Origin of the sequence: Alcanivorax xiamenensis, from assembly GCF_009846745.1 — a bacterium.
GTDB classification, from domain to species: Bacteria; Pseudomonadota; Gammaproteobacteria; order Pseudomonadales; family Alcanivoracaceae; genus Alloalcanivorax; species Alloalcanivorax xiamenensis.
Map to the genome: position 1 here is coordinate 181,422 of NZ_AQPF01000002.1, position 13,411 is coordinate 194,832.

13 protein-coding genes are annotated in these 13,411 nt (G+C 61.6%); 3 read left to right on the forward strand and 10 right to left on the reverse strand.

Annotated features, from left to right (window positions below):
- Positions 1-33 precede the first annotated feature (33 nt).
- From A6D6_RS02380 to A6D6_RS02395, 4 genes are all read right to left on the reverse strand, one after another.
- Entirely contained in the window at positions 34-2,787 is a 2,754-nt protein-coding gene (locus A6D6_RS02380; RefSeq protein WP_159659814.1) for a DUF2339 domain-containing protein, read from the reverse strand.
- A 66-nt stretch (positions 2,788-2,853) separates the two neighbouring features.
- Complete coding sequence (locus tag A6D6_RS02385; RefSeq protein ID WP_159659815.1) at positions 2,854-3,210, reverse strand: hypothetical protein; 357 nt, start codon at positions 3,208-3,210, stop codon at positions 2,854-2,856.
- 218 nt (positions 3,211-3,428) lie between these two features.
- Positions 3,429-3,647 (reverse strand): YrhK family protein, encoded by a 219-nt coding sequence (locus A6D6_RS02390; RefSeq protein ID WP_236563949.1) that lies wholly within the window; start codon positions 3,645-3,647, stop codon positions 3,429-3,431.
- A 41-nt stretch (positions 3,648-3,688) separates the two neighbouring features.
- On the reverse strand, positions 3,689-3,961 hold the full coding sequence (locus A6D6_RS02395) for a hypothetical protein (protein ID WP_133492403.1): 273 nt from the start codon (positions 3,959-3,961) through the stop codon (positions 3,689-3,691).
- 163 nt (positions 3,962-4,124) lie between these two features.
- Here A6D6_RS02395 and A6D6_RS02400 point away from each other — a divergent pair, with 163 nt between their 5' ends.
- The gene (locus tag A6D6_RS02400; protein ID WP_133492402.1) at positions 4,125-4,889 is read left to right on the forward strand and encodes a Crp/Fnr family transcriptional regulator; all 765 of its coding nucleotides are present in this window, start codon (positions 4,125-4,127) and stop codon (positions 4,887-4,889) included.
- Here the strand turns inward: A6D6_RS02400 and A6D6_RS02405 are convergent.
- Together A6D6_RS02405 and A6D6_RS02410 are read right to left on the reverse strand one after the other, a co-directional pair.
- Positions 4,878-6,716, reverse strand: a complete 1,839-nt coding sequence (locus tag A6D6_RS02405; protein ID WP_201303684.1) for a hybrid sensor histidine kinase/response regulator — start codon at positions 6,714-6,716, stop codon at positions 4,878-4,880. The two genes, A6D6_RS02400 and A6D6_RS02405, sit on opposite strands and share 12 nt — an antisense overlap.
- Positions 6,713-7,405, reverse strand: a complete 693-nt coding sequence (locus A6D6_RS02410; protein ID WP_159659816.1) for a LuxR C-terminal-related transcriptional regulator — start codon at positions 7,403-7,405, stop codon at positions 6,713-6,715. The genes A6D6_RS02405 and A6D6_RS02410 overlap by 4 nt, the downstream gene beginning before the upstream one ends.
- 319 nt (positions 7,406-7,724) lie before the next feature.
- Here A6D6_RS02410 and A6D6_RS02415 point away from each other — a divergent pair, with 319 nt between their 5' ends.
- Entirely contained in the window at positions 7,725-7,979 is a 255-nt protein-coding gene (locus A6D6_RS02415) for a hypothetical protein (protein WP_133492400.1), read from the forward strand.
- A 144-nt stretch (positions 7,980-8,123) separates the two neighbouring features.
- Positions 8,124-9,152: a hypothetical protein gene (locus tag A6D6_RS02420; RefSeq protein WP_159659817.1), complete on the forward strand. Its 1,029-nt coding sequence runs from the start codon at positions 8,124-8,126 to the stop codon at positions 9,150-9,152.
- 126 nt (positions 9,153-9,278) lie between these two features.
- Here the strand turns inward: A6D6_RS02420 and A6D6_RS02425 are convergent, their stop codons facing one another.
- The 4 genes from A6D6_RS02425 to hemA are packed head-to-tail and all read right to left on the reverse strand — an operon-like array spanning position 9,279 to position 13,299.
- A complete protein-coding gene (locus A6D6_RS02425; protein WP_159659818.1) occupies positions 9,279-10,040 on the reverse strand; it encodes a HesA/MoeB/ThiF family protein in 762 nt (253 codons plus the stop codon).
- A 27-nt stretch (positions 10,041-10,067) separates the two neighbouring features.
- Positions 10,068-10,889, reverse strand: coding sequence for a peptide chain release factor N(5)-glutamine methyltransferase (gene prmC, locus A6D6_RS02430; RefSeq protein WP_159659819.1), 822 nt, complete (start codon positions 10,887-10,889; stop codon positions 10,068-10,070).
- Positions 10,890-10,892: 3 nt separating this feature from the next.
- A complete protein-coding gene (gene prfA / locus A6D6_RS02435; RefSeq protein ID WP_159659820.1) occupies positions 10,893-11,990 on the reverse strand; it encodes a peptide chain release factor 1 in 1,098 nt (365 codons plus the stop codon).
- Between the two features lie 43 nt (positions 11,991-12,033).
- Complete coding sequence (gene hemA / locus A6D6_RS02440) at positions 12,034-13,299, reverse strand: glutamyl-tRNA reductase (protein ID WP_133492394.1); 1,266 nt, start codon at positions 13,297-13,299, stop codon at positions 12,034-12,036.
- Positions 13,300-13,411: the final 112 nt, after the last annotated feature.

Here is a 13,411-nt window from a genome sequence, read left to right on the forward strand (position 1 = left end):
ACACAAGCTTCCATACAGGATTCCATGCACGCATCAGGCAGACTCCTTTGCTCGAGGTGGCAACGGCGAAAAATAGCCCACCACCAGCAGTATCAATCCCACGCCCAGGAAGGACACGATACGGGCCAGGGTTTCCGTGCCCGCCATATCGATGAGAAACAGTTTCACCACCACAACCCCCAGCAACGCCACGCCAAGAATCCAGACGGAGCGCCAGCCACGACGGGTAGCGGAGATCATGGCGGCCAGCCCCAGCAAGGCCCAGAACAGGGACAGCGCCATCTGCACGGTAGTCGATTGCACCATCCCGGCAGCGTCCAACGGCGTCCCCAGCCCGTGGTGCAAAGCGCGTACCAGAGCGGCACTCAACCACAGGAAAGTCAACGCCACCAGCACCGGAACACCACGGAGCCGATACCGCTCCGCCGTGGCCCACCACCAGCCGATGCCGCACAACATGACCAGGGCCACGCTGATATCCAGCGGATTGAGCAGAGGCCAATAAGGCAGCGGAGCAGCGTTTCCATCACTGGCAAGGTTGACCCAGACCAGCCAACACGCCGCCACCACCCCCAGCGGCACGCCTCCTTGCCAACGATAGGCCCGCGCATGTCCTCGCCAGGGCCAGTATTCCGGTGCGCGAGCCGCCAGCACCAACAACGCCGCCGGGACCAATCCCCAACCGAGCACCGGCCAGACGCCATCAAGCGCCCCGTCAATACGCCAGGCAAGCTCCGGCATCAGCACCAGGGCCAGAGCCCACATACCCAGCGCATGCAACCAGGGCGTCAGACCTGGAAGCAACACGTCATCCTCACGATCACGCCACCACAGGGTTCCGTGGAACGTCAGCCACAGAACCGGCCATCCCCACCAGGCGCCCCGATCCAGCGGGTGAGGGAATGCCAGCAACGACCCGCTGGCGATGGCGACAAAAACCGCCCCCAGCAAGGGCGCGACCAGATAGCTCGCGTTCCAGCGCAGCCGCTTTCCCAGCACCGCCAACAGCATGATGATCAGGGTCGGCACCAACAGCAGCCAACCCGCCTCGCCATGGGCGGGAGCGTATTCGCCGGTATCGGCGAAACCGGCGAACAGCGCCCAGAATATGGCCCAGGCCAGCATCACCTGGGCAGCGCCCCGCTCGTAGGAGGCCCGTGCCTGCCCCAGGCGGAATAAAAACAAGCCGCTCGAATAACCGGCCACGGCCAATCCGAACGCTGCCATGAACAAACGATTGAAGACCGGTATGGTGGGAGTGAGGTAGTCCGGCATGGCGTGAAGCAATTGCCCCGCCGCCAGCACTTGTAGCAGCACGCCGAAGGCACGGGCCAGACGCCGGCTCTGGCGAGCGCCCAACCACAACAGCCCGGCCCCTTCCACGGCCCAGATCGCGGCCGTGGCGCCTCCGGACAGGGCCAGGGGTACCGTCAAGCTCGCAAAAATAACCCCCAGGGCGGCAAACGCCTCCGCCAACAAACGCCAGGTCTGCCCCTTCAGACGGAACAGAAGCAACGCCAGCGCCAGATAGAAAACGGCGAACGCCAGCGCGCTCCAGGCCAGCCCGTATTCAATATCCGCCACCAGCGAGCCATGCAGTGTAAACACCACCACCGGCAAACCGAATACCAGGGTACCGGACACATAATCCATTCGCCTGGTGTTCTGACGCCGGGCGAACAACAGCGCCACCGCCACGTACATCAGGAAGAACAGGATCAGAAAGCCGTCGGTGCTGACCAGATCAGCCGGCGAATAGCCGCCTCCGCGCCATAGCGCACTGACGCCGAAAGTAAACAGAAAGCCCACAAGATTGAGCGGCCGCCAGGCACGGAACCAGGCCACCGCGAACACCCCCAGGTTGAGAACCGTGTAGTAGCTGAACAAAGCAATGTGGCTGCCCCCACCGCTGGATGTCAGTAGCGGCGCCACGAAACCGCCGGCGAACCCGATCACCGCCAACACCAAAGCGTTCTGCGCCACCGCCAATACCGCCGCGGCCAGCGCCACCACCACCATCAACATGAAGGCCAGACCGGCGGGCAGCAGTCCGAACAGGCGGAAAGCGGCGTACAGGGTCAGATACAGTATGGCCACGCCGCCGCCTTGCAGGCTCAATGCGTAACCAAGGTGCCGCTCGCGCAGCCACCAGCCCAATCCCAGCAAGCCGATTCCGAGCAGCCCCACCGCGGCCAGCCGCACTTCCAGGGGAAACAGCCCGCTTTCCGCGGCGTATTTGGCCAGCAGCGCGGCGCCAATGAACAGCACCAGAACACCAACGCGGGCGATGGTGTTGCCTCCTTTCAGCCAGGCCCTGGCGCGTCGCAAGAAGCGGAAAAATGGCGAGGGCGCGGCCGGAGCCCGGGGCGGCGGCGTAATCGCCTGCTCAGGCGCCGCTACCCTGTGAGGCGAGTCGGCGGTGGCACCAGACGTCCGCACCTGCGCTGGTGGCGGAGGGGCGGGTCGCGAGAGGGGCGGAGCGCTGTCCTCGGCCATGGACTCTGCGGGCGGCGATCCTTGCTCCACGGACGCCAGCAATGCCCGGATTCGTTGTTCGCTGGCCGTCACCCGGTCCCGGATCAGCACTAAAAGAACAATGGCGAATCCGGTCAGAGCTCCCAGTGTCCCCAATACCCCCAACAGAATACCCACCGCTATCCAGGAGCCACTCAAGGCCCCCAGTAACATCGCCACGAAGGCCATCACGGCGCCACCCGCCAGCGCTCCGGCCAGTGCCATGAGCACCATCGAAGCAAGCGGCCAGCGGGGTACGGGGTTCAGGCTCATGGCATCCTCATCCTTTGTGGTCATTCCGTTTACGAGCTTCAGCCCTTAGACCCCACCTCCGGGGCACTACGGGAATTTTTGTCCGCATTCGTCAAGGATGTCACCGACCAAAGCCTCCGCCGTCACATCCTCGCCCTCACCGGTCAGATATTCAGGATTGGCGGGCAGTTCGTAAACCCGGCGGACCATCTTCTCGAACAGCCCGCGCTCCTCCGGCGACTCCGTATTTTCCTTGTCGAGTTCCTTCAACACCCATTCCAGCGACCGATCTTCCTCATAACGTAGCGAGGCCACAATAAAGAAACTCATTTCCAGCCGATCACACACTGGCCACGCGCCGCCCCCGGGAGGCGGTCTGGTGGCCTGAACAGGCGAACTCAGAAGCGCGATTACCGAGAAAAGAAGTGCTGTTTTCACCATCACATCCCTGCTCCCTGGTTTTCTGTTCCATCCGTCAGCTCCATCGTACTGGACCAGGGCGCTTTCCGCCGGGCCACACGGCATCACGCCCACAGTCCCCGGGAGAGCCTCTGCCGACGATTCTACAAAACCACGACCATGCCAAGACCGCACAATATGAGGTTACAAACTATTGCCTCCGGGTTCTCTCTTTACCCACCGGCCCGCGACACCTCACCACCTCATTCTTCCCACTGATTGCCGGGCAAACGTTGCAGATGCATATGGCCGCACAGGCGGATCGTGGGCCGGATCAGGAACTGGAAACTGCCTACCAAGGACAACCAGGCCGCCGGTGTTTCCATGCTGGGATACAGAAAGAAGATACTGCCCAGTAGAAACCAGATAGCGATAAGGCAGTCGTTGGCGATACTGAGCGTTTCATAACGACGGCGGCTCACCAGTTCCTCATGCCCAAGATGTTTGGCCGCGCCGCTGAGGGTCAGCCCGCCACGAAGAAAACCATCAGCAACAACGGCAACAGCAGTGGCGTCAGCGCCCACCAGGAGGGCCAGCGCCAAAGCCACAGCGCGGTGACCAGCAACGCCAGTGACGTGGGCAACCAGATGATAACGCCCAGCATCCGCCAGGCCAGACAATCGGAACGGGACGGGCAATCGTCCATTGTCGCCATCCCCACTACAACCAACCCCAGCCCCAGCAGGCCCAGGATGGCCAGTAACACCACGGTCATCATGCGGATCCCGTATCCCACGGTACTCCTCCCTGACTTTTTTTGTCACTTTGCACAGTATTGTGCCTGTGTTCACGTCTATCCATAGCGCCCAGAGGCGATGATTAAAGACGCCCGGGAATGGCACGACCCCTGCTTGGTCAACGCCACCTTACTTTTCGGCTACCGCGGACGACAAAACACCATGATGACACTTGGCGACCCTCTCCCCGGCTTTGCCGCGCTGGCACGGGACTACAAGCGACTGGGCAGTGAACTGACCGTGGCTCTGGCGGACCTGGCCATCTCTCGCCCACAGCCGCCGGCGGACAGGCTACCGCTCCACGAAGACTGTCTGCACGTGGTACGGGGCGGCATGGTGGTGGCCCGTCACGGCGAAAGCCCCCTGTTTCTGTGTGATGAAGGGGATGTACTGCCACAGTATACGGAACTGAGCTACAAGGCGGATAGCGCCGTGCTGCTGGCCGCCTATCCGTGGAAAATTGTGCTTCAGAGAGTGCGAAAAGAGCCTCATCTCACTGCTCTATGGGAGCACCTGCGGAACCAGAGGGAGCGCTTGCTGTTGCACATGCTGGCGGCCAGGGCCGGCGAGGATCATCACGCTCACTCCGCCTTTGTCTACTTTCAGCCCGGTGAAATACTGATCCGTCAGGGAGAATACGCAACCGATGTCTATCATTTATTCGAAGGCGAAGCGGATGTACTGGTGGATGAGGTGGCCGTCGGCCAGGTCGGCGAGGGTGAGGTGCTGGGCGCCATTGCCGTGCTAACCGGCGCCCCACGCAGCGCCACGGTGAGGGCGCGGACACGCTGTTCCGCGGTGCGGGTGCCCGGCAGCCAGTTCCATCAGCTGATCCGGGCTCATCCCACTCTGATTCAAAGGCTGATGACCGACATGGCACGGCAAATCACCCGGCTCAATCATCGTGTGGTGGCTCTATCCGGCTGACCCGGAGCGATCACTTTCGGCGGCCGCCTCCGTCGGTTCCAGCCATTGTGACAATACCGCGTGCAGTTGTGGCGGCTGCAAAGGTTTACGCAACACCAGATAACCGTCCCGTTCCGCCTGCTCCAGTACAGGGGAATGAAATTCACCGCTGACCATCGCACCACCGGACTCCGGGCACGCCTCCAACAGCGCCTGGAAGACTTCAAAGCCACTCTCCCCGGAGCGCAGCCTTTGGTCGCAAAGAATCGCCTGAGGCTGAAACCCTCCCCGTAACACCTCAAATGCCTCGGCACCGGAAGCGGCGCAATGGACCTCCACTCCCCAGGCTTCCATCAAACTTTGCCAGGCCTTGGCCACCAGAGGATCATCATCGATGACCAGACAGCTCCCACTCAGCGGCACCAGCCGGGTCAACGACATAGTCGTGGCGTTATTCGAGCCTGTGTGACCGGTTTTCAAGTGTTTCATGGCCGGCAATGATAACCAGAACCGGGAGCCACGCCCTTCCACCGAGTCCAGACCATAGCCGGCCTCCATGATCTTGGCGCTGCGAGCCACCATCGCCAGCCCGAGGCCATGGCCGGCACTGTCGATCCCCCAGGAATAAGCATTGCGGTAAAACGGAGTATAAATATTTTTCTGTTCTTCCAGCGCCACTCCGATTCCGGTATCCCAGACTTCCAGCAGCCAGCTTCCCCGACGGCGGCGTACCGACAGCAGGACACCGCCATGGGGGGTATACCGCAGAGCATTGTGAGTGAGGTTGATCAAGCAACGGCGAATCAGGCTGGCGTCCCCCAGAACCACCGCCTCCCGCCGGGCGATACGGATACGCAAATCCAGACCACGACTGTTGGCTTCCTCGCGAAACATAGTCGCCACATCCTTGATGATCGCGTCCAACAGCACCGGGGTGCGCTGCGCGATCACCGCACCGGCTTCCATCTTGGAAAGATCCAGCAACGAGTTGAACATCAGGTCCACCGAACGCACGCTCTGCTGCAAATCCCGCAACGGGCCATTCAGCGTTTCATCACGATTACGGTGGGCGATGGCCTGAATCAAAAAACCCATGGCATGCACCGGTTGGCGCAGATCATGACTGGCGGTGGTCAGAAACCGGTTCTTGTCCTGCAGGGCCTGCTCCGCTTCTTCCTTGGCGGCACGGAAACGTTTAGCCAAAGCAGCACTGTCCTCTTCCAGTTTCATTTGCTGCACAAAGAAGCGGTGGGAGGTAATGCCATGGCGATACATGGCAACGCCGAACAATACCCCCATCAGCAACACGAAATGCCAATGCTCGGGAACCGTCCAGGGCATCATTAAAACCACCGGCCCCCAGCAACACAGGAAAAAGCGCAGAAACACACCCCACACCGGGGTCTGATGTGTTGCGTTGGCGGCGATGGTACCCGCGTAGGTAATGTGCAGCACGGCGGCAAACTCGAACGTCACCTTGCCCGCCGTCAGAAACACGACCAGGGCCAGTCCAAAACCATGCAGAACGGCGATGCGCTTGACGATCGGCAGCCATTTTTCAAGCACCGTCTCACTATCGAGGGACGCCCTGTCCGCCAGGTAACGCTGGCGCAGAACGAACAGCCGCCAGACGCCCAGCAGGTACGCGGCCAGTTCCACGAGCAACCAGGAAATATCCTGCCCCTGAAGATAAAACCAGACGATGAAGGCCATGCCCGCGAATGGCGTTACCGAAGCGCTATAAAACAGCCTGACACGAGTAATGTCCAACAAGCGGGCGCGACCATCGGCGCTCAGATCGGCCATGGCGGGCGCCGCGGCGTTACCTCTGGCAGGGGGAGAGTTCATAGCCGCAGGCGCCGCCCGTGCAGTAACGCGATCACTTCCACCCGATTACTGGCGCCGAGTTTCTGCAGGATGGACGACACGTGTTCCTTCACCGTCTGCTCCGTGACGTTGAGAGCGGTGGCGATCCGTTTATTCGGCAACCCTTTAAGCATCATCGCCAATACCTCGCCCTGGCGCCGGGTCAATCCCAGATCCGCCGGGCTGATCAGCAGTTCCCGGCGGGACCGGAGTATTGCCGCCGACGCCGGGTCGGCATCCGCGAACCAGGTTTTCCCCCGGCGCAAAGCCGCCACCGCCCGGGCAAACGTCTCCGGTGATTCATTCTTATGAATAAAGCCGTGGGCACCGGCGTCCCGTGCCTGGGCGTCGATACCAACGCCATCATCACCGCTCATGACCAGCAGACGGGTTGAGGGGCAATGATCGGACAAGGCCTTCACCAACGGCGGCGCGGCACCATCGGCAAGCCAGAAATCGATAATGACCAGGTTGGGCGCTCCGTTATCGGTGATAAATGCCATGCAGGCGTCACCATCCGCAACGCTGTGCACTGAACGGTAACCGCAGTGTGACACCAGGTACTCCACCACACCGCGTACTACCAAAGGATGGTCGTCCACCACCAGGGCATACTCAGCGTTTCCCTTCCTTTCTTCCGGTTTCCCGTGAAGCCCCTCTTCCTCACTCATTCGCCATTCCATCCTAGGTCGTTGGCGACGGCTGAAAACCCTACCACGGTAGGGTGGTTCAGACCGGGCACCGGCGATAGCTTTCATTTAACCGGGTGACAACACTCCGGAAGCTGCGCCGGGAACACATCGATACCCGTGTTCCCCTCCCAAGAGCCATGGCTATGCACTCCGGCATTATTGTCCCCTATTTTACGACACCCGACGTCGGAATCGGTATGGGTTCTCCACGTCGGTGACTACTTTTGCCAATTGTCCGGAGGGCGCGACCATTCCGGGCCTCTTCCATGAACAACGGTTAACCGTACGGAGACCGACAATGACACTTAAACCCCTGCTCATCGCCTCCTCCGCCGCCTGCGCACTGGCTTTCTCCGTGAACGCCCAGGCCGGCTTCCTCGACAAGATGAATGACGCCCTGGACAAGACCTCCAACGCCATCAACAAGGTGCAGGAAACTTCCGACAAGGCCACCAACGCCGTGAACGGCACGGTTAAATCCGTGCAGGACACCGGCCAGGCGGTCCAGGACACAAAGGATGACATGACTTCCATCGGCAAGAACGACGACTGATTGCCAAATCCGGCAAATCGCTATTCGACCGACCCTCCCGGGAGCGCCGGATCGGGGAGCATCGTTGATTACTGATTCTTTACCTGGCGCCCCTGGTTTGACGACAGGGGGTGCCCAACACGATGCATGAACAAGGATGCTGTTATGTTCAAACGTACCTTTACATTCCTTTTCGTTTCGTTGTTTTCCATCACCCTGGTCGCCTGTGGTGGCGGAGGCGGAAGCAGCGGTGGCGGCGACAATAACGGTGGAGGGGACAACGGTGGGGGAGATGGTGACGGCGGTGGCGATGGCGACGCCAGCACATACCACTATGAATTTCTGCCTGGAACCCAGTTCAGCGAAACGCAATTCATCAATATGGGCGCCGAAGGCTATGTTTTCCTGGGGCCAGTGAAATTTGGTTCCGACGTGGATGTGGGGGGGCTGCTGTTCGGCCGCCAACAGGATGCCACCCATGAGTACCGGATCAGTCCGCAACAACCCACGCTGGATCAGTTGGTGGCCGAGGCCAATGCTCAAGGGCAAGAGGGTTTCTCCCTGAACGCTCCTTACATCAGCCTGCATGGCGACACGACCATTCAAACCGTTTACATGCGCCAGCAGGGCACCAGTGCCACTTACGAAACCAAGGTGACGCCGGGTCTTGCAACCAGCGCCTCGGCACTCATTGACGCGGCCAATGAGGAAGGAGAGGACGGTTACCTGCTCCTGGGACCGATCACGGATGGCAGCGGCAATGCCGGTTACCTTTGGCAGCGCTCCGTTAATGGCACGGCCCGTTACAGCTACCGTTCCACTCCAGCCGACCGTGAAGAGACCGAGGAAGAGTTCCTTACCGCCGTCTCTGAGCAAGGCAATCAGGGTTACCTGTGGATTTACCCCTTCGCGTTCGTCAATACCAACGGTGCGGCGGAATACGCCAATCTCTACATCAAGGATGAAAACAGCCAGGCTACTTTCAGCTATGAACTGGCGGAGTCGGCGGGCACCTACACGGAAGTGGTGGCGGATGCCAATGCCAAGGGTGCGGAAGGGATTTACTTCTTCGGCTTCGTGGCCTTCGTCAGCGATGATCCGGTCAACGATCCCACCGGTGAACGGCTGCTGTTCGTCACTCCGGAAAACTGCTCCGGCAGTCCGCTGTGCGCCTTTCCAACCAAGGTGCTCTGATCCGTAATCGTTGAGCAACCGCTCCATTCGCGGCCAGAGCCGCTCCCCACGGTGACTTTGTGGTTACTGCCGTGGGAAGCGGCCTTGGCGGCGAAGACTACGCCAATCCATGTCTCCTGAGCCTGATCATCCGTCTTCCCTGGCGACGGGATCACCGCACACCGGGCAATGCGGGTCCTTGCGCAGTGCCAATTGCCGCCAGCTCAGGGCGCGCCCATCGAAGACGTGAAGTTTCGGAGCCACCGGTTTGCCGGTGAGCAGGTGCATGGCCAGCAGTGCCTGCAAGGTACCCACGGTACCCACCACCGGCCCCAGGATCCCCGCCTCACTGCAGAGCAGATCGCCCTCGGTACCGTCGCCAAACAAACAGGCATAGCAGGGGCTGTCGATTCGGCGCAGATCGAAAGCAGCGATCTGACCTTCCAGACGAATGGCCGCGCCGCTTACCAGCGGCTTGCGGTGACGCACACAGGCGGCGTTGACCGCTTGCCGGGTAGCGAAGTTGTCGGTGCAATCCAGCACCAGATCCACTTCCGGCAGCTGATGATCGAGCCAGTCAGCGCCGACTCGGGCCACCACTGGCGTGATCGACACATCGGGATTCAACGAACGCAATTGCGCCGCCAGGGCCAGGGCTTTGTCCTCCCCCACCTGATCGGCGCGGAAAGCCACCTGCCGATGCAGGTTGGACGCCTCCACGCGGTCGTCATCCACCAGCAACAACCCACCGACACCGGCGCCGGCCAGATACAGGGCCGCCGGATTGGCCAGACCGCCACATCCCACCAATAACACCCGGGCACGGCTCAACGCCTCCTGACCGTCCAGATCGAAGTCCGCCAGCAGCAACTGCCGGCTGTAACGCATTAGCTGGTCGTCGTTGAACATGGTGTCTCCGCCTGTCGTCGGCACCGATTATCTTTGCCCGAAAGTGACGCGATCCTGCCCTCCCAGATCGCGGAGCGTCTCCACTCCTCGATACTCTCGCTCCGTCAACAGAGTGCGTACCGCCTCGCCCTGATCATAACCGTGCTCCAACATCAGCCAACCCCCTTCCACCAGGCGCGTCATGGCCTGATCGGCAAGCACACGAATATCCGCCAGCCCCTGTTCCGCCGACACCAGGGCGGTACGCGGCTCATGGCGAACATCGCCCTGCTCCAGATGCGGGTCTTCGGGATCCACATAAGGCGGGTTGGATACGATCAGTTCAAACGGGCCCGACAGCGCCGCCAGCCAGGTTCCGCCAACCATCTCGACCGTCGCCCCAAGAGTCCGGGCATTGTCCTTCGCCACCTGTAGAGCCGCCTCACTGATATCCACCAACAACACCGACCAGGCCGGCCTTTCCAGCGCCAAAGTGATGCCGATGGCGCCGGTGCCGGTGCCCAGATCCACCGCTCGTAACGGCGATTCAGGCATCCGTTCCAGCACGGCGTCAATCAGGGTCTCGGTGTCCGGTCGCGGAATCAGGGTGTCCGGCGAGACCCGAAACCGCCGGCCATAGAACTCCCGCTCACCGATCAGATAAGCCACCGGCTCACCGGCTTCACGGCGCGCCAGCAGTTCCAGGAAATGCCGCTGCTGGGACTCATTCAGGGTCCGTTCCGGCCAGGTGAACAGATAGGTGCGCGATTGGGCCAGCACGTGGGCAAGCAGACACTCCGCATCCAACGCCGCGCTGGGCGAGGCCCGCAGACGGGAGCGGGCTTCTCGCAGTGCCTGGTCGATGCGCACCGGTTACTCCGCGCCGCCGGCGTCCGCCAGCGCCGCCAGCTGTTCCGCCTGATGTTCGGCGAGCAGAGCGTCCAACACTTCGTCCATGTCACCGGCGACGATTTCGTTGAGGCGGTAGAGGGTCAGATTGATGCGATGATCGGTGAGGCGGCCCTGAGGGAAGTTATAGGTGCGGATACGCTCGGAGCGATCACCGGAGCCCACCAGGGACTTACGCTGGGCGGCCTGTTCCGCATGGGCGGCGCTTTCGCGGGCGTCCAGCAAACGTGCTTTCAGCAGGGACATGGCCTTGGCCTTGTTCTTGTGCTGACTGCGTTCGTCCTGACACTCCACCACCACGCCGGTGGGCAAGTGGGTGATGCGTACCGCCGAGTCGGTGGTGTTGACGTGCTGCCCACCGGCACCGGAGGAACGATAAGTGTCGATGCGCAAATCCTCGTTGCGAATCTCGATATCGCCGGCATCCTCGGCCTCCGCCATCACCGCCACGGTACAGGCCGAAGTATGAATACGGCCCTGGGATTCGGTGGCGGGCACACGTTGCACCCGGTGGGCACCGGATTCGAACTTGAGGCGGGAATACACACCATCGCCCATCACCCGCGCGATCACTTCCTTATAGCCACCGTGTTCGCCTTCGCTGGCGCTCACCGTCTCCACCTTCCAGCCGCGCTGATCAGCGTAACGGGAATACATGCGAAACAGGTCACCGGCGAACAGCGCCGCTTCGTCACCGCCGGTGCCGGCGCGGATTTCCAGGTAAACCCCGGCATTATCGCGGGGGTCCTTGGGCAGCATGGCCCGTTGCAGGTCGCTTTCCAGTTGCTCCAGACGCGCCTGCCCCTCGCGCAGTTCCTCCTGCCCCATGGCACGCATTTCCGGATCGCTGTCCTCGGCAAGCGCACGGGCTGCGTCCATATCCTTCTCGGTGGAGCGATACTCCCGGAATCCCCGCACCACCGGTTCCAGCTCCGCGTACTCCTTGGAAAAAGCACGGAAGCGCTTCTGCTCGGCAATCACGTCCGGATCGGACAGCAGGCCGCTCAGTTCCTCGAAACGTTCCGTCAATTTCTCGAGCTTGGCGCTCAGCGAAGCTTTCATAGAGGTTTCCGATGTTGAAAAAGAGGGACCGGGCGACGCGGCGTCAGGTCTGATCAGGCTCGTCGCCGAGCAGCAGTTCCCGGGCGGTGCGCAGATCCTCCACACGACCTTCGGCGGCCATCCGCCGCAGTGACACGCTGGGCTGGTGCAGCCATTTGTTAACCAGGTTGTGCTTGAAGCGGCGCAGGACATCCTCCGGATCCACGCCGTTCCGCAGCTGCGACAGTGCGCGCTCCAGCTCCTGGTCCGCCAGCAGCACACGCTGCTGCCGGTAATCCCGCAACACACCGGCGGCGCGCTGCTCACGGCGCGAACGGCGATGACGGTGCACCGCCTCCCGGATCAACTCACCGGCCTCGCGGGCCGCCTCCTGGCGGGCGCGAACATTCTCCTCGATGGCTTCCTGAAGGTGATCCACCGTATATAGATAGACGTCGTCCAATTTACCCACTTCCGGCTCGATATCCCGGGGCACGGCGATATCCACCATGAACACGGGGCGGTGCCGGCGCCGCTTCAGCGCCCGTTCCACCGTGCCCTTACCCAGCACCGGCAGCGGTGAAGCGGTGCAGGAAATAACGATGTCCGCGTGCTCCAGCGCCACCGGCAATTCTTCCAGGGCGATGGCACGTCCCGCCACCTCGGACGCCAGCTCACTGGCCCGTTCCAGTGTCCGGTTGGCAATGACGATTTCCCGCACCTGCTGTTCATGCAGATGCCGGGCCACCAACTGGATCATCTCCCCGGCTCCGACCAGCAATGCACGGCTTTTCTTCAGGTCAGAGAAAATATGCCGGGCAAAGGAGACCGCCGCATAGGCCACCGATACCGGATTGGCGCCGATACCGGTTTCCGTGCGAATGCGCTTGGCCACCGAGAAGACGTCCTGGAACACCCGCCCCAGTTCGCTGTTGAGCAGGCCAGCCTCATGGGCACGGGCATAGGCTTCACGCATCTGCCCGAGAATCTGGGGTTCTCCCAGCACCAGGGAATCGAGCCCACCAGCCACCCGCATCATATGTTCCAGCGCTTGCTCATCACGATACTGGTAGACCACGTCACGCAACCGCTGCGAGGACATACGCCGGGCACGGGCCAGCCAATCACTGAAATCGGGGATGGGGCCGTCCACCAGGCAATACAATTCGGTACGGTTACAGGTGGACAACAGCGCGGCTTCGCGAACGCCGGGCAGCTCATCGCGCAAGACGGCCAGCACCTGGTCGGCCTGATCCGCTGAAAACGCCAGTTGCTCACGCAACTCCACGTCCGCGGTGGTGTGATTGACCCCGACTGCGAAGAGATTCATATGGACAGGACGACCCGGCATGGGTCACGCATTTTGCTCGAAAGCGCCCGCGGAAACAATGAGAGCCTGTTTATAGTCTGTACGGCACCGCGCCACCAGGCCCGGGAGCAGC